The 15394-nt window shown below is 63.7% G+C and carries 15 protein-coding genes; 4 read left to right on the top strand and 11 right to left on the bottom strand.

Features of this window, described 5'->3' with window-relative positions:
- Positions 1-11: 11 nt before the first annotated feature.
- The 3 genes from BSG08_RS14225 to BSG08_RS14235 are packed head-to-tail and all read right to left on the bottom strand — an operon-like array spanning position 12 to position 2867.
- Positions 12-512, bottom strand: a complete 501-nt coding sequence (locus tag BSG08_RS14225; protein WP_245770714.1) for an HPr kinase/phosphorylase — start codon at positions 510-512, stop codon at positions 12-14.
- Positions 454-2166 carry a sensor histidine kinase gene (locus tag BSG08_RS14230; RefSeq protein ID WP_093038313.1) on the bottom strand — a complete coding sequence of 571 codons (1713 nt, stop codon included), beginning with the start codon at positions 2164-2166 and terminating at the stop codon, positions 454-456. Before BSG08_RS14230 ends, BSG08_RS14225 begins: the two co-directional genes overlap by 59 nt.
- Entirely contained in the window at positions 2166-2867 is a 702-nt protein-coding gene (locus BSG08_RS14235) for a response regulator transcription factor (protein ID WP_093038520.1), read from the bottom strand. The genes BSG08_RS14230 and BSG08_RS14235 overlap by 1 nt, the downstream gene beginning before the upstream one ends.
- Before the next feature lie 372 nt (positions 2868-3239).
- On the opposite strand from BSG08_RS14235, the gene BSG08_RS14240 reads away from it, so the two are divergent.
- Positions 3240-4838 carry a phosphoenolpyruvate carboxykinase gene (locus tag BSG08_RS14240; protein ID WP_093038315.1) on the top strand — a complete coding sequence of 533 codons (1599 nt, stop codon included), beginning with the start codon at positions 3240-3242 and terminating at the stop codon, positions 4836-4838.
- Positions 4839-4922: 84 nt separating this feature from the next.
- Here BSG08_RS14240 and BSG08_RS14245 read toward each other — a convergent pair whose 3' ends face one another.
- A complete protein-coding gene (locus BSG08_RS14245) occupies positions 4923-5696 on the bottom strand; it encodes a sulfite exporter TauE/SafE family protein (protein ID WP_093038317.1) in 774 nt (257 codons plus the stop codon).
- Positions 5697-5840: 144 nt separating this feature from the next.
- On the opposite strand from BSG08_RS14245, the gene BSG08_RS14250 reads away from it, so the two are divergent.
- Positions 5841-7529 carry an acyl-CoA dehydrogenase family protein gene (locus tag BSG08_RS14250; protein WP_093038319.1) on the top strand — a complete coding sequence of 563 codons (1689 nt, stop codon included), beginning with the start codon at positions 5841-5843 and terminating at the stop codon, positions 7527-7529.
- Positions 7530-7719: 190 nt separating this feature from the next.
- Entirely contained in the window at positions 7720-8844 is a 1125-nt protein-coding gene (locus tag BSG08_RS14255) for an ATP-binding protein (RefSeq protein ID WP_093038321.1), read from the top strand.
- Between the two features lie 9 nt (positions 8845-8853).
- Here BSG08_RS14255 and BSG08_RS14260 read toward each other — a convergent pair whose 3' ends face one another.
- The 3 genes from BSG08_RS14260 to BSG08_RS14270 all read right to left on the bottom strand — a co-directional run bounded on the left by BSG08_RS14260 (position 8854) and on the right by BSG08_RS14270 (position 11735).
- A complete protein-coding gene (locus tag BSG08_RS14260) occupies positions 8854-9816 on the bottom strand; it encodes an SLAC1 anion channel family protein (protein ID WP_093038323.1) in 963 nt (320 codons plus the stop codon).
- A gap of 5 nt (positions 9817-9821) precedes the next feature.
- Positions 9822-10520, bottom strand: a complete 699-nt coding sequence (locus BSG08_RS14265) for a fumarylacetoacetate hydrolase family protein (protein ID WP_093038325.1) — start codon at positions 10518-10520, stop codon at positions 9822-9824.
- Between the two features lie 72 nt (positions 10521-10592).
- Entirely contained in the window at positions 10593-11735 is a 1143-nt protein-coding gene (locus BSG08_RS14270; RefSeq protein ID WP_093038327.1) for an alpha-D-ribose 1-methylphosphonate 5-triphosphate diphosphatase, read from the bottom strand.
- Between the two features lie 50 nt (positions 11736-11785).
- On the opposite strand from BSG08_RS14270, the gene BSG08_RS14275 reads away from it, so the two are divergent.
- The gene (locus BSG08_RS14275; protein WP_093038329.1) at positions 11786-12472 is read left to right on the top strand and encodes a DUF1045 domain-containing protein; all 687 of its coding nucleotides are present in this window, start codon (positions 11786-11788) and stop codon (positions 12470-12472) included.
- Here the strand turns inward: BSG08_RS14275 and phnN are convergent.
- The 4 genes from phnN to BSG08_RS14295 are packed head-to-tail and all read right to left on the bottom strand — an operon-like array spanning position 12454 to position 15378.
- Positions 12454-13002 carry a phosphonate metabolism protein/1,5-bisphosphokinase (PRPP-forming) PhnN gene (gene phnN, locus BSG08_RS14280; RefSeq protein ID WP_093038331.1) on the bottom strand — a complete coding sequence of 183 codons (549 nt, stop codon included), beginning with the start codon at positions 13000-13002 and terminating at the stop codon, positions 12454-12456. The two genes, BSG08_RS14275 and phnN, sit on opposite strands and share 19 nt — an antisense overlap.
- On the bottom strand, positions 12999-13682 hold the full coding sequence (gene phnL, locus BSG08_RS14285; RefSeq protein ID WP_093038522.1) for a phosphonate C-P lyase system protein PhnL: 684 nt from the start codon (positions 13680-13682) through the stop codon (positions 12999-13001). Before phnL ends, phnN begins: the two co-directional genes overlap by 4 nt.
- A 59-nt stretch (positions 13683-13741) precedes the next feature.
- Complete coding sequence (phnK, locus tag BSG08_RS14290) at positions 13742-14512, bottom strand: phosphonate C-P lyase system protein PhnK (RefSeq protein WP_093038333.1); 771 nt, start codon at positions 14510-14512, stop codon at positions 13742-13744.
- The gene (locus BSG08_RS14295) at positions 14509-15378 is read right to left on the bottom strand and encodes an alpha-D-ribose 1-methylphosphonate 5-phosphate C-P-lyase PhnJ (RefSeq protein WP_093038335.1); all 870 of its coding nucleotides are present in this window, start codon (positions 15376-15378) and stop codon (positions 14509-14511) included. The genes phnK and BSG08_RS14295 overlap by 4 nt, the downstream gene beginning before the upstream one ends.
- Positions 15379-15394 lie beyond the last annotated feature (16 nt).

A 15394-nucleotide genomic window follows, 5' to 3' on the forward strand; every position in this document is an offset into this window, starting at 1 on the left:
CCTCAACTCCATCAGGACAGCTCTCCATGCATCAGATATAGCAATATCGCCGCAGGAAAATGGCGATGTGCCGCTCGTCCGAGGATCGGCAGGGTGACGCCCATCACCTCCTCGTGATCAAGTGGCGGCAAACGCTCTGCCACGTCCCGGTCCATATCCACGATCAGCGCCAGGGGCTGCGGCCCTACACCGGGCAGGGTCAGGATACCGACGCCACGTGCCTCGATCCGCCCGCGGATCGTCTCCGGCGCATCCGCCATGACCTGATCCTCCCGTCGCCAGAGGCGCGTGCGGTCGTCGGCCACCAGCCCCGCGCCCATCGCCAGAAGGTCGAGCGCAAGCCCCGATTTGCCGCGCCCCGGCGCGCCCCGGATCAGCACCGCGCGCCCGCCATACGCCACACAACTGGCGTGGGTCACCATTTCCGCAGTGCCCGCCTCGCCCGGCACCGGCTCAGACCGGCAGGCCCACGACAAATCGCGCGCCCAGCGGATCAGAGGTGGCGTCGGCATGGGTCGGGCGAATGTTCTCTGCCCAGATCACCCCGTCATGCGCCTCGACGATCTGTTTTGAAATGGCCAGGCCGAGACCGGAATTGTTGCCGAAATCGCCCTCTGGCCGTTCGGAATAGAACCGCTGAAAGACCTTTTCCAGCGCCTGATCAGGAATGCCGGGGCCGGTATCCTCGACCACCACCAGCACCCGGTTGGCGCGTCGGCGCGCCCAGACCCGGATCGCGTCGCCCTCTTCGCAGAAACTGATCGCATTGGCGATGAGATTGACGAAAACCTGCGCCAGCCGCGCCTCCAGCCCGGTTATGACAATCGGCTGGGCCGGGAAGTCGGTGATGAATTCGACGCCCTTCTTTTCGGCCTCCTCGCCCAGATACTGGCCCAAGCCGCGCAGAGTGCCGAGCAGATCGAACGCCTCCTGCTCTTCGCGGACCAGTTCGCTGTCCAGCCGGGAGGCATTGGAAATGTCGCTCACCAGCCGGTCGAGACGGCGCACGTCATGTTCGATCACCTCCAGCAGGCGCTCGCGCTGATCCTCGCGCTTGGCAATGCGCATCGTGCCCACGGCAGAGCGCAGGCTGGCCAGCGGATTCTTGATCTCATGCGCCACATCGGCTGCGAACTGTTCGTTGCTGTCGATCCGGTGATAGAGCGCCGCCACCATGCCGCGCAACGCGCCGCTCAGCCTGCCGATCTCGTCCGGGCGCGCGGTCAGGTCGGGAATGCGGATGCGCCCCTTGGCGCCATTGCCGCGATTTCGGTCACGACCGATCTCCGCCGCCTCGGCCAGTTCGGCCAGCGGATTGGAAATCGTCGAGGCGAGAATAAAGCTCAGCCCCACGGAAACCAGGGTCGCGATCAGGAACATCTGCAGGACACGTTCGCGCTCGAAACGCGCCATCCTGTCGATCTCGCCCGCCGTGTTGGCAAGAGCGACCACCGCAATCATACGATCGCCCTGAAGAACCGGCACCGCCACCGAAAGCACCGTGCCGCCGGTGGTATCGGCGGTTTGCACCTGCAGCCCACCCTGCACCGCGAGGGCGACCATGTCCCGCGCCATGTCCTCGACAGACCGCTGACGCTCGGCCCTGCCCGCGCCGGAAAACGGGGCCGAAAGCCGCTCCCAGAGGGCCGTCAGAAAATCGGTCATCGGGGTTGCCCCGGCCCCTTCTGCCGCGGCATAGGGGGGCATGTCGCCTTCCTTTTCCAGGGCGAGCGTGCCGGTCCGATCGAACACGAACACCCGGGTCCCGGTCTCGATGCTCAGGCGATCCATAAGCGCGCCCAGATCGACACCGTCGCCGGTCATCAGACTGACCGGCGCGCCGTCGGGCAGTTGCGCCTCGACCGCGTCAGCGATGAGCGCCGCCTGCGCCACAAGCGCATTGGTTCGCTGCTGTGCCAGATTGTCGAGCGATGAACTGAGATAGAGAATGCCGACGACCAGCACATTGAGCGCGATCAGGTTGAATGTGATGATCTTGCGGGTCAGCGACGAATCCCGCATCGAGAACCAGCCGCGTCTTGCCCGGCGCGCGCTCAGCTCTTCCCCTTCCACGCGGTCGGGAGCCACAAAATCATCCCCGAGGACAAGATCGCTATCCTTTCGCGGCGGCAAATCGCGCACCTCTATCCCCTCGGCAAGGGCCATTATTCTTCGTTATACCTATACCCGATACCGTACAGCGTTTCGATAGCCGAGAATTCCGGGTCGACCATCCGCAGCTTCTTGCGCAGCCGCTTGATGTGGCTGTCGATCGTGCGATCATCCACATAGACCTGATCGTCATAGGCCACATCCATCAGCTGATCGCGGCTCTTGACGAAACCCGGGCGCTGCGCAAGCGCCTGTAACAGCAGGAACTCGGTGACCGTCAGACTGACATCCAGACCCTTCCAGCTGACCGAGTGGCGCAACGGGTCCATCCGCAGCTGACCGCGCTCGATCACCTTGGTTTCCTCGGTATCGGCCACGACATCGCCATTGAACGCATCCTGACGCCGCAAAAGCGCGCGGATCCGCTCGACCAGAAGCCGTTGGGAAAACGGTTTCTTCACATAATCGTCCGCGCCCATGCGCAGACCCAGAACCTCATCGATCTCGTCATCCTTGGAGGTCAGGAAAATCACCGGCATCTGCGATTTCTGCCGCAGTCGCTGCAGCAGGTCCATGCCATCCATGCGTGGCATCTTGATATCCAGCACCGCCATGTCGGGCAGTCTCTTGCTGAAGGCATCAAACGCCTGCTGACCATCGTTATAAGTTTCCACCTCGAAACCCTCGGCTTCGAGCGTCATGGATACGGACGTCAGAATATTTCTGTCATCGTCCACAAGGGCGATTCTGGACATTGCGTTCATCCTTATACTGCTCATATTATGTTTTTATCATTTTTCCGCCACTATGCTCTTCTTTCGGGGCGCCGATCAATCCAAAACTGCGAATCAGCCAGCACATCCCCCGTGATTGGTGCAAATAATCCTTGAGAATGGCTAAATTGACTCACTTTCCTGCCCGATGGCGAACCACGTTTTCGCTAACATCGCTCTGGTTGCGCTAACTTGCATCTGATTGCGCTAACTCGGTAAAACCGTTCTGTTATTTCACAGAAGCGTCATGTTAAGACGCGCTCAGCCGGGCAGGCCTGCCCGACCGGCGTCGTGTATTGGCGCCCATGACGGATACCGCTGTGACGCGGACTTGGCGAACAGGAGCTAGGCACAATGACATTCGGACGGGTCAACCCGCAATTCCGGCTGGAGGATCAAGGCATCACCGGACTGGGCAATGTCTATTACAACCTCATCGAACCAGCCCTGATCGAGGCGGCGCTGAAGCATGGCGAAGGCACCTTGGGTCAGGGCGGCACGTTTCTTGTGAGCACCGGCAAGTTCACCGGTCGTTCACCCAAGGACAAGCATATCGTCAGAACCAACAGCGTTGCCGACACGATCTGGTGGGAGAACAACGCCGCGATGTCGCCCGAGGGCTTTGACGCGCTTTATGCCGACATGCTGGATTACATGCAGGACGGTGATTTCTATGTGCAGGATCTGGTCGGTGGCGCCGATCCGGCGCATGCAATCAATGTGCGGATGGTCTCGGAACTGGCCTGGCACAGCCTGTTCAACCGCACCATGCTGCGCCGCCCGGTGCGCGATGCGCTGGATGGATTCATCGCCGATTTCACCCTGATCAACTGTCCGGGTTTCAAGGCCGATCCAGCGCGGCACGACTGCCGCACCGAAACCGTGATCGCGATGAATTTCGACCGCAAGCTCATTCTCGTAGGCGGCACCGAGTATGCCGGCGAGAACAAGAAATCCATCTTTACCCTGCTCAACTACCTGCTGCCCGAAAAGGGCATCATGCCAATGCACTGCTCGGCCAACCATGCGCAGGGCAATCCGGTCGATACCGCCGTGTTCTTTGGTCTCTCCGGCACCGGCAAGACGACGCTCTCGGCTGATCCGGCGCGCACGCTCATCGGCGATGACGAACATGGCTGGTCGGATCGCGGCACCTTCAATTTCGAGGGTGGCTGCTATGCCAAGACGATCAACCTCAATCCCGACGCGGAACCCGAGATATACGCTACGACCCACAAGTTCGGCACGGTGATCGAAAACATGGTGTTCGATCCCGAAACGCTGGAACTGGATTTCGAGGATGATTCACTGACCGCCAACATGCGCTGCGCCTATCCGCTGCATTACATCTCGAACGCCTCCGAGACGGCGCTTGGCGGGCATCCCAAGAACATCATCATGCTGACCTGCGACGCCTTCGGCGTACTGCCACCCATCGCGCGGCTGACGCCAGCGCAGGCGATGTATCACTTCCTGTCTGGCTTTACGTCAAAGGTGGCTGGCACCGAGCGCGGCGTAACCGAGCCCGAACCGACCTTTTCCACTTGTTTCGGCGCGCCCTTCATGCCGCGCCGCCCCGAGGCCTATGGCAACCTGCTCAAGGCCAAGATCGCCAAGCATGGCGCGACCTGCTGGCTGGTGAATACCGGCTGGACCGGCGGCGCCTATGGCACCGGCTCGCGCATGCCGATCAAGGCCACCCGCGCGCTGCTGACCGCGGCGCTTGACGGCTCTCTGAACGAGGTCGAGTTCCGCAAGGACGATAATTTCGGCTTTGACGTGCCCATTGCCGTGCCGGGCGTGGCCGAGGTTCTGCTCGACCCGCGCCGCACCTGGGATGATCCTGCGGCCTATGATGCGCAGGCCGCCAGGCTGGTGCAGATGTTCGCCGACAATTTCGCGCAATACGTCCCCTATATCGACGAAGACGTGAAGGCAGCGGCCATCGGCTGACTGCTGTGGCTCCGGAGCTGATCCGGGGCCTGAACCGCCGCGCGGACGGCATCCCCGATGCCTGCCCCGGACCATTCCCGTAGATCACATCACCATCACCCCCCGCCGGATCAGGTTCAGCCCCGCGATCAACAGCACCCAGAGCGTGATTCGCCGGAACGCCGCCTGATCGAAACGATCCTGCAGCCGAAACCCTAGCCAGATACCAAAGAGCGCAGGCGGCACCATCGCCAGCGACAAGGGCACGGTTTCGGTCCGCAGCACGCCAGAGCCGACATGCGACACCAGCAACAGCAGCGCGCCCAGCCCGTAGATCACTCCCTGCACCCGCATCTGTTCGGTCTTTTCGGTTCCGCGCGCGGTCAGCATCGCCACCGTGGGCGGTCCCCACATGCCCGATATCCCGCCAAAGAGTCCGGCCAGCGCGCCCACCCCCGCCTCGGCCCGCGGCCCCGGATCGGGTGACAGTCGCAGCCCCCGGCCCAGCAGGGCGGCCCCCGCATAGAGCGTGATCAGCGGCCCGATGAAGAGCAGCATCGCAGCGGGCGGCAGCACCGGCACCAGTTGCGCGGCAATCACCATCACCACGCCCCCCACCAGCATGAAGAGACGAAACCGGCGCACCGACTCCCACGCCGCCCGGCGCCCCTGACGCAGCGCCTGCCACAGATTTGTGGCCAGTGTCGGCAGGATCAATCCCGCGAGCGCCAGATCAGGTGGCATCACCGCGCTCAGCCCGGCGATCATCACGGTGGGCATGGCAAAGCCGACGACGCCCTTGACCAGCCCGGCGGAGACCGCCACGGCAAAGACAAACCCCCAGCCCCAGACCAGGCCGATATCGAAAAACGCATCCATATGGCCTTCTTAGCATCCGTTTGATGTTGCGGCGCGAAAATCAATACGTAATTTTAAAACAAAAACATGCGACAAATCGCATAATAGTTGCGCTGCACCTGCATGGTAGATAAAAGGCGCAAGGATGGATAGAGGATATGATTCATGGCACATGACGGACAGGATATTGCAATGGCCGAACCGATCATTCTGGGGGATCTTCTGGCACTGACCGGCGCGGCGATTGCCCCGGTCGAGGGGCTGCTGGAACAGGCCACCGCCTCTGTCCGCGAAAAGGTCACCATCGACGGTCGGATATCGGGCGCTGCGATGGATGCCGAACAGACCGCGACACATGGTCTGGCCTGGCTTGCCACCTATACCGAAGCGCTGCGCCAGATGCAGAACTGGGCCACGCGGCTGAATGGCAACGGCCAGTTCGGCGAAGTCGAGCAGCTGCTTCACCAGATCGCATTCGGCGAGTATCTCAGCCAGATCGCCGGCGGCATCCAGATGAACCAGGGCGAAGTGGTCCGGATTCAGGATCTTGGCCTCACACCCGATGACGCGCATCTCCTGATGGACCCAGCCACCAGCCTGCTGATGCAGGCAGGCAATACGCAGGCCACGCGCGCCCGGCTGGTGGAATTGATGCAGGAACGTACGGCAGAGATCACCGTGGGTCGCACCGGACTGGATGAAGAACTGGAAATGATCCGCGCACAATTCCGCCGCTTCTCGGTCGAAAAGGTGGAACCGCACGCCCATGGCTGGCACCTCAGGGACGAGTTGATCCCGATGGAGATCATCGAGGAACTGGCCGGAATGGGTGTCTTTGGCCTGACCATCCCCGAGGAATTCGGCGGCTTTGGCCTCAGCAAGGCGTCAATGGTCGTCGTGTCCGAGGAACTCAGCCGCGGCTATATCGGTGTCGGCTCGCTCGGTACCCGGTCAGAGATTGCCGCCGAACTGATCCTCTGCGGCGGCACCGATGCGCAGAAAGCCCAGTGGCTGCCGAAACTCGCCAGCGCCGAGATCCTGCCTACGGCTGTTTTCACCGAACCCAACACCGGCTCGGATCTGGGTAGCCTGCGCACCCGTGCCGTGCGGGATGAAAATGGCGACTGGAAAGTCACCGGCAACAAGACATGGATCACCCATGCCGCGCGCACCCATGTGATGACGCTGCTTGCGCGCACGGTGCCCGACACCACCGATCACCGGGGCCTGTCGATGTTTCTGGCCGAGAAAACCCCCGGCACCGACGAAAACCCGTTTCCCACCCCCGGCATGACTGGCGGCGAGATCGAGGTACTGGGCTATCGTGGGATGAAGGAATACGAGCTGGGCTTTGATAACTTCCATGTGAAAGGCGAGAACCTGCTAGGGGGTGAAGAGGGCAAAGGCTTCAAACAACTGATGGAAACTTTCGAGTCCGCCCGCATCCAGACCGCCGCCCGCGCCGTGGGCGTGGCGCAATCGGCCCTCGACGTGGCGATGAAATATGCCATCGACCGCAAGCAGTTCGGCAGATCGCTCATCGACTTTCCCCGCGTTTCGGGCAAACTCGCCATGATGGCGGTGGAAATCATGATCGCCCGGCAACTGACCTATTTCAGCGCATGGGAAAAGGACCACGGTCGGCGCTGCGATCTTGAGGCGGGCATGGCCAAGCTCTTGGGCGCGCGCGTCGCCTGGGCCGCCGCCGACAACGGGTTGCAGATCCACGGCGGTAACGGGTTTGCTCTGGAATACGCGATCAGTCGGATTTTGTGCGATGCGCGGATCCTGAATATCTTTGAGGGGGCTGCGGAGATTCAGGCGCAGGTGATCGCCCGGCGACTTCTGGGATAGCCCGCGCGCCATTCCGAAAACCTGCGATGGCTGGCGGGATGTCATCACCGCGCCCGGTGGCAGGAGGCGGCAGCGATCGTGCGCCGCTCGGATGACATGTCATGGCAGGCGCAGGCGGGGTCAGAGGCCATCCTTCCAGCCGGATTTAGCAATAGTTGACTAATTAGCCATCAATGGCTAATCTTGGCTCATGGCCCCGTCCGACTGGCATTTTCCGCGCCGTGAGTTCACCCACAGCGTCTTTGTCACTCTCACGCAGGGGCCGTCCCCGGCGCTGCGCCTCTTTGGTCCGCGCCGCACCGGCAAGACCGAATTCCTGCAACGCGATCTGGGCTTTATGGCCGCAGAAACCTATGGTCACCGCGTCCTCTACGCCAGCTTCTGGCAGATCAGCACGGCCCCGCTGGCACTTTTGCTTCATGCCTGCGACATGGCCCTGCGCCCCCAGAGCTATTCCGAGCGCCTGCTGAAATGGGCGCAGACCCCACCGGTCAGGATCCGCCTTGGCGCACTCAGTGACCTGGCCGGGCTGGAGATCGAACTGGGCCGGAACAATGACACGCCCCCTGCCGACGAACTCCTGCTGCTCGACCGGCATCTCGACCGGCTGGCCGATTCCAGGCGGCCAGCGCTGCTGCTGCTCGATGAGGTGCAGGAACTGGCCCACCATCCGCAGGGGACAGAGATCATGGCGGGGTTGCGCACCTCTCTGGACCGACGGCGCGAGGGGCTGCGCACGGTCTTTACCGGCTCGTCCCAGATCGGGCTGAACAAGGTATTCTCCGCCCGTAACGCACCGCTCTACCGCTTTGCAGCACCGCTACACCTGCCGCCCATGGGCCCGGAATTCGTAGATCATCAGCTCAAGGTCTTTCACCGCGTCTATCGCCGCAAGCTCGACCGCGACACGGCGCTCGACTTCTTTCGGCATTTCCAGGGCAACCCGATGTTCTTTCAGCGCTGGTTGACCGCGCTTGGCCTCTCGCCCGACATCTCCGAAGCCGATGCCGCCCGACAGACCGCGCAGGATCTCGCCGCCGATCTTGAACTTGACCGTCAATGGCTGGCGCTCCAGACCCCGCATCGCGCCATGGCACGGATCATCGCAGAGCGCCTGCCCGATCCCTTTGGCGCGGGCGGCGCGGCGCGCTATGCCGCACTCACCGGCGTGGACGCCCCGATCCCGCAGACCCGGCAGAGCTATCTGCGCACCCTTGTGCGTCGCGGCATCGCCGATCAGTGGGAGGGCGAATGGCGCATTGCCGATCCGGTGTTCGAGGCATGGATTCTCGATCGTGGCGCGGACGACTTCTGACGCGCACCCTCAATCCGGCTGAAACACCGCATCCGCCCGCAGCGCGCGCGCCGTTCGCCACAACAGACCCGCGATGATCACGCAAAGCGCCGCAAGCAGGACGATCCCGATCAGCCGGTGTCCGACCGATCCCACCGCCTCGGCATAGGCGAAGCTGGCGATCGTCACCGCCGCCACCGGAAAGCTGAGCGCCCAGAAGCTCAGCGAAAACGGCACCCGCATCAGGCGTGGCAACTGCACCGCCACGATGAGCGTAAACAGATAGGCCCCGTTCAGCAGAACCCGGGCGAATTCATCCACCCCGCCCACCAGTTCCACCCAAGCCAGAAAACCGACCGCTGGCGGCGCGATCAGGATGACCAGCGACGGTTGCAACCGCTCGGGCAGAGGATCGTGGAAAATCAGCCGGTTCATCACCAGCGCCAGCATCACGATCCAGAAAATCAGCCCCACGCTGGCGAAAAACCAGCTGATCTCGAGATATCCCAGTGGCACACCTGCAATCGCCACGATCACATTGCCGACCGCCGGGATGAACCACGCCGGCGACAGATGCCCGTGCTGGAACGACCGCGCACTGATCCAGCCGCTGACCACCGCCAGCGTCAGGATCAACTGCATCGGCACCGCAATCAGCCACATTACGTGCGCAACCCACGGTGCGGGCACCAGCATCACGATGGACATAAGCACCAGTGCGATGGAGATCGCGGGAAAGAACGCCAGCTTGACCGGATGCCGCCATTCCGCCGCCACCGCCCCGGGATATCGCACCGCCTTGGCCAGATAGCCCAGCGCCACGGCGGCAAAGACAGCCATGGTCAACCAATGCGCCGCCCATGACATCACATGCGTCAACCCTAGCGACACCTCACCCGCACGCAGCGCCAGCGTGAACCCGCAGAGCCCCATCACCACGGTAAATAGCGTGACGGGCACATATTGCAGCCGCCTCTGGTCTGTCCCGCGCAACGCCCCTACTCCGCCGCGCCGATGTTCAGATGCAACGATGCCAGCCCGTCGATCTCTCCCAGCAGCACATTGCCCGGCACGACCGGACCCACGCCCGCAGGGGTGCCGGTATAGATCAGATCGCCCGGTGCCAGATGGTAGAAACGCGACAGATGCGCGATGATCTCGGGCACCGACCAGACCATCTCGGCCAATGTCGCCTCCTGCGCTACCCGCCCATCGACCCTGAGCCGAATCGCCTGATGCCCGATCTCGCCAAACTCCGCCTTCGGGGTAATGGCCCCGATCACCGCCGAGTGTTCGAAATCCTTGCCCAGATCCCAGGGCCGCCGCTTGTCCTTGGCCGTAGCCTGCAGATCGCGGCGCGTCAGATCAATGCCGCAGGCATAGCCATAGACCGCCGCCATCGCCTCCGCCTCTCTCACCCGGAACGCGGGCGCGCCCAGCGCAACGACGAACTCCATCTCGTGATGACAGTCCTGCGTGCCAAGGGGATAGGGGATCGTCGCCCCGCCCAGACAGATGTGATGCGCCGACTTGGTGAAATAGAACGGCGCCTCACGGTCCACCTCGTTGCCCATCTCGGCGGCATGGGCAGCATAATTGCGCCCGACGCAGAACACCCGGCCCACCGGATATCCGTCCGCCACTCCCTCGACAGGCAGCAACGGTGCGGCGGGCAGATTGAATAACGTTTCTGTCATGGGGATCTCCGGTGCAAGCGATTGAATTCGCGCCCGTTATGCGCCCCGCCTTCCCCCTTGTCAAAGCCCGGCTCAGGCCACGCGACGCCCCTGCGACCAGACACCCCGCAGCGCCGGTGCCCCCCCGCGCAGGGCAAACCGGATAAGATCACCACGCGCGCCCTCGGCCAGCGCGCCGCGATCCGCCAACCCCACGGCCCGCGCCGGATTGGCCGAGACCGTGGCCATCCCGCGCGCCATGTCGTCCCAGCGCTCGCCCAGTTGCACCGCCGCCAGCAACAGCGCCGAGGGCACGTAGTCCGACGACAGGATATCCAGATGACCCAGATCGGCCAGGTCCCCGGCCGCCACGTTGCCGGAATGCGACGCACCCCGGATCAGGTTGGGCGCGCCCATGATGACCGCGATCCCCCGCGCGGTACAGGCGCGCGCCGCCTCGACCGTGGTGGGAAACTCGGCCAGCCTGATGCCATAACCCTCCGACACCGCCACCTGTTCCTCGGTCGTGTCGTCATGGCTGGCCAGCACCGCGCCATAGCGGCCCGCATGCGCCACCGCCGACGCCTCGTGGCGGTCGCCATGCGCATCCCGCAGCGCCCTCAGTTGCGCCACATGCTCCGCGAATTGCGCATCCGTCAGACCGTGCTTGCCCTTCATGTACTCCTCCAGCTTGGTCACATCGCGAAACTGCCGCTGCCCCGGCGTGTGATCCATCAGGCTGACGATGCCCACCCGGTCCTCGGGGCCGAATTCCTCCATTTCCTCTTCCAGCGTTTCCGAACACACCTCGGCCCGCAGATGCAGGAAATGGCTGATCTTGAGCGCGTCCTCGGCGCGCAGGCTCAAGAGTTCATCGGCCAGCCCGCGCGCATATTTCTTGTAGCGCCCCACGCCAGTGGGCACGGATCCCACCCGCATCGCGTCAAACACCGTGGTGATTCCCACGCTGGCCAGTTCCGCATCATGCGCAAGGATAGCGGCATTATGCGGCCAGTCTACCTTGGGGCGCGGCTGAATATGGCGCTCCAGATTGTCGGTATGCAACTCGATCAGACCCGGCGCGATGAAATCGCCGCCACAGTCCACCGCCCCTCGTGGCACGCCCGTTCCGCTGTCGATCCGGGCAATCCTTCCCCCGCGCAGGACAACCGACCCGACCCGCACCTCTGAGGGCAGGATCAGCAGGGCATTGGCGAGAATACAGTCTTCTGTCATGTCAGTGTCATGCTTTCCTGAAAGATCACGGCAAATCCATGAAACGCCCCATGATATTCACCCGTTACGCTATTTATTTCACGCCCCCTCCGGGGCCCCTGTCCGATTTCGGCGCGGCATGGCTGGGATGGGATCCGGCGACCGGACAGCCCGTGTATCACCTCGACCTGCCTGGCCTGCCCGCGCCGGTGCAGGAGATCACCGCCGCCCCCCGCAAATACGGGCTGCACGCCACCATGGCCCCCCCTTTTCGTCTGGCGGATGGCAAGACCGGGGCCTCTCTCGTCGACGCCTTCGCCCGCTTTTGTACTCAGAACGGCCCGGTCACGCTCGACGGCCTCGAAGTCGCCGCTCTGGGCCGTTTTCTGGCGCTCATCCCGACCGGCGATCAGGGCGCGGTCAGCGCCCTCGCCGCCCGGACCGTGCGCGCCTTCGATGCCTTTCGCGCACCTTTGACCGAGGCACAGATCGCTCGCCGTCGCTCGGGCGGGCTCACCCCCGAACAGGACGCGCTGCTGCTGCGATGGGGATATCCCTACGTGATGGACGCTTTTCGCTTTCACATCACCCTCACCGGCAAGCGCCCCAAGACCGAACTGTCCCTGCTGCGCGATGCGCTCGGGGCGACGCTGAACCCGCTCATCCCGCGCCCCTTTGCCGTCGACGCCCTCTCGCTCATGGGCGAGGGTGAGACCGGCCATTTCCATCTCATCCACCGTCATACCCTCACCGCCTGAAGCTGCCTGAGCGCCGCCCTTGCCAGTCGCGCCACCGGCATATCGGTATCGAGCGACACAACCGGCCCTACACCTTCGGGCAGCGCTTCTGCAGCCCCCGTCAGCCGCTCAGCGATATCCTCGCCCACCTCACGCCCCCGCATCGCCAGCCGAGCCGCCAGCACCTCCTGCGCCGCCGTCAGATGCAGCACTGCAAAGGGTTGAAATCGTGCCTGCGCCTCGGGCAGAACCCCGCGCGACAGATTCACCAAGAGATCCCGCCCAAGTCCGAGATCCAGACTGATCCCCACCGGAACGCCATAGCGCAACCCGTGAGCCCGCCAATGAAGCGCAAAACCGCCATCCTTCAGACGCATGTCAAATTCCGCCTCGCTCACCGGCTCATGCCCCTCGCCCGCAGGATCGGCGGGCCGGGTGATCACCCGCCGCACGCGGCGCAGCCCGGGCCGCGCCTCGATCATGGCGCGCATCAGCGTGTCCTTGCCCACGCCCGAGGGGCCAACCACGGCGATGAACCATCCCCGGTTCATGCCGCCCGCTCCGGCGAAAACCGGGTGACATCCACCTCGCAATCGCAGACCCGCGCCCGTGCTGTCTCGTCGTGGAAGATCCCGACGATGGCGGCACCCCGCGCCTTGGCCTCCTCGATCAGCGATAGCACCACCTCGCGGTTGGCCGCATCGAGACTCGCCGTCGGCTCATCCAGCAAGAGCGCCGGAAACTCATGCGCAAAGCCGCGGGCGATATTCACACGCTGCTGCTCCCCACCCGAGAATGTCGTCGGACTCAGCGTCCACAGCCGCTCCGGGATATTGAGTCGCGCCAGCAGCGCCTCGGCCCGTGCCAGCGCCGCCTCGCGCCCCACACCAAGCGCCAGTAGGGGTTCTGCCACCACCTCGCGCACCGGCACGCGCGGCACCACCCGCAGAAACTGGCTCACATAACCCAGCACCTCCCGCCGCAGCCTTATGATCTCGCGCGGGGCGGCGCGGGCCACATCCACATCCCCCACCATGATCCGCCCGCCGCAGGCCCGGTAATTGCCGTAGATCATCCGCATCAGCGTGGATTTTCCTGCCCCGGACGTGCCCGTCAGCGCCACGCATTCGCCGCGCGCCACCCGCAGATGCGCCCCCGCCATCACCGGAATGACCGCGCCGCCCTGATTGTGCAGGGTGAAACTCTTGCCCAGACCTTCAATCTCGATCATCATCCGTTCCTTCTTCTTGGTGCAAATACCCCGGGGGTTTGGGGGCTGGCCCCCAATGCTCACACCTGCAACACGCTCGACACCAGCAACTGCGTGTAGCCATGTTGCGGATCGTCCAGCACCTGATCGGTCAGACCCGCCTCGACCACGCGCCCATCCTTCATCACCATCAGCCGGTCGGCCAGCAACCGCACCACCGCCAGATCATGCGTGACGATGATGGCGCTCAACCCCATTTCCCGCACCAGACCCCGCAGCAGATCCAGCAGCCGCGCCTGCACACTCACATCAAGGCCCCCGGTCGGTTCATCCATGAACACCAGCCGCGGCCCGGTCACCAGATTTCGTGCGATCTGCAGGCGCTGCTGCATGCCGCCCGAAAACGCACCGGGTCGGTCATCCACCCGGTCGGCGGCAATCTCGACCCGGCCCAGCCAGTCGATCGCCCGATTGCGGATATCGCCGTAACGCCGCGCCCCCACGGCCATCAGCCGCTCGCCCACATTTCCCCCGGCCGAAACCCCCATACGCAGCCCGTCGCGCGCATGCTGATGGACAAAGGCCCAGTCGGTGCGCATCAGCATCCGCCGCTCGGGTTCCGACATCTTCAGCGTATCACGCGGGCCATCCCCCCGTGTGTCAAAGATCACCTCGCCCCGGTCCGGCGCCATCTGCCCCGCAAGACAACTCAGCAAGGTCGATTTCCCCGACCCGCTCTCGCCGACGATCCCCATCACCTCGCCGGGCCAGAGGTCGAAACTGACACCCTCGCACCCCCGCCGCGCACCGTAGAACCTGGCGAGGTCGCGTACCTGCAACAGCGCTGTCATGGCCTGCCCTCCTCGTAGGGTGCGCCCTGCGCCCCCACATGCCCCGCCGCGCGCCGCGACCGACAATAATCCGTGTCCGAACAGACGAACATCCGCCCGCCCGCATCATCCATGATCACCTCGTCAAGATAGCTGTCAGAGGCCCCACAGAGATCGCAATCGTGATCGGCCCTGGTGGCCTCGAACGGGTGATCCTCGAAATCGAGGCTGACCACCTCGCAATAGGGCGGCAGCGCATAAATCCGCTGCTCGCGCCCCGCGCCGAAGAGCTGGATCGCGGCCATGCGCAGTTTCGGGTTGTCGAATTTCGGGATCGGCGACGGGTCCATAACATAGCGCCCCTCGACCTTGACCGGATAGGCATAGGCAGTGGCAATCGCGCCGTGCTGGCTGATGTCCTCGTAGAGTTTCACATGCATGAGGCCATATTCCTCAAGGCTGTGCATCTTGCGGGTCTCCACCTCGGACGGTTCCAGGAACCGCAAGGGTTCGGGGATCGGCACCTGGTAGACAAGGATCTGATCCTCGGTCAGCGGCTCCTCGGGGATGCGGTGGCGGGTCTGGATGATACTGGCGCGGGCGGTTTCCTCGGTGGTGGCGACACCGGCGGTTTTCTCAAAGAATTTGCGGATCGAGACCGCATTGGTCGTGTCATCCGCGCCTTGGTCGATCACCTTGAACGTATCCCCCGGCGTCAGGCACGCCGCCGAGACCTGCACGCCCCCCGTGCCCCAGCCATAGGGCATCGGCATCTCGCGGCTGGCAAAGGGCACCTGATAGCCGGGGATCGCCAGTGCCTTGAGAATGGCGCGGCGGATCATCCGCTTGGTCTGCTCATCAAGATAGGCAAAGTTGTAATCACTCATCGTGCGTGCCCCGGCT

This window comes from Roseovarius azorensis, assembly GCF_900109455.1.
GTDB classification, from domain to species: Bacteria; Pseudomonadota; Alphaproteobacteria; order Rhodobacterales; family Rhodobacteraceae; genus Roseovarius; species Roseovarius azorensis.

Bases quoted from the DNA above. Each gene is read 5' to 3' on its own strand.
- BSG08_RS14225 (WP_245770714.1), bottom strand. From the start codon at position 512: ATGCCGACGCCACCTCTGATCCGCTGGGCGCGCGATTTGTCGTGGGCC.
- BSG08_RS14230 (WP_093038313.1), bottom strand. From the start codon at position 2,166: ATGGCCCTTGCCGAGGGGATAGAGGTGCGCGATTTGCCGCCGCGAAAG.
- BSG08_RS14235 (WP_093038520.1), bottom strand. From the start codon at position 2,867: ATGTCCAGAATCGCCCTTGTGGACGATGACAGAAATATTCTGACGTCC.
- BSG08_RS14240 (WP_093038315.1), top strand. From the start codon at position 3,240: ATGACATTCGGACGGGTCAACCCGCAATTCCGGCTGGAGGATCAAGGC.
- BSG08_RS14245 (WP_093038317.1), bottom strand. From the start codon at position 5,696: ATGGATGCGTTTTTCGATATCGGCCTGGTCTGGGGCTGGGGGTTTGTC.
- BSG08_RS14250 (WP_093038319.1), top strand. From the start codon at position 5,841: ATGGCACATGACGGACAGGATATTGCAATGGCCGAACCGATCATTCTG.
- BSG08_RS14255 (WP_093038321.1), top strand. From the start codon at position 7,720: ATGGCCCCGTCCGACTGGCATTTTCCGCGCCGTGAGTTCACCCACAGC.
- BSG08_RS14265 (WP_093038325.1), bottom strand. From the start codon at position 10,520: ATGACAGAAACGTTATTCAATCTGCCCGCCGCACCGTTGCTGCCTGTC.
- BSG08_RS14270 (WP_093038327.1), bottom strand. From the start codon at position 11,735: ATGACAGAAGACTGTATTCTCGCCAATGCCCTGCTGATCCTGCCCTCA.
- BSG08_RS14275 (WP_093038329.1), top strand. From the start codon at position 11,786: ATGATATTCACCCGTTACGCTATTTATTTCACGCCCCCTCCGGGGCCC.
- phnN (WP_093038331.1), bottom strand. From the start codon at position 13,002: ATGAACCGGGGATGGTTCATCGCCGTGGTTGGCCCCTCGGGCGTGGGC.
- phnL (WP_093038522.1), bottom strand. From the start codon at position 13,682: ATGATCGAGATTGAAGGTCTGGGCAAGAGTTTCACCCTGCACAATCAG.
- phnK (WP_093038333.1), bottom strand. From the start codon at position 14,512: ATGACAGCGCTGTTGCAGGTACGCGACCTCGCCAGGTTCTACGGTGCG.
- BSG08_RS14295 (WP_093038335.1), bottom strand. From the start codon at position 15,378: ATGAGTGATTACAACTTTGCCTATCTTGATGAGCAGACCAAGCGGATG.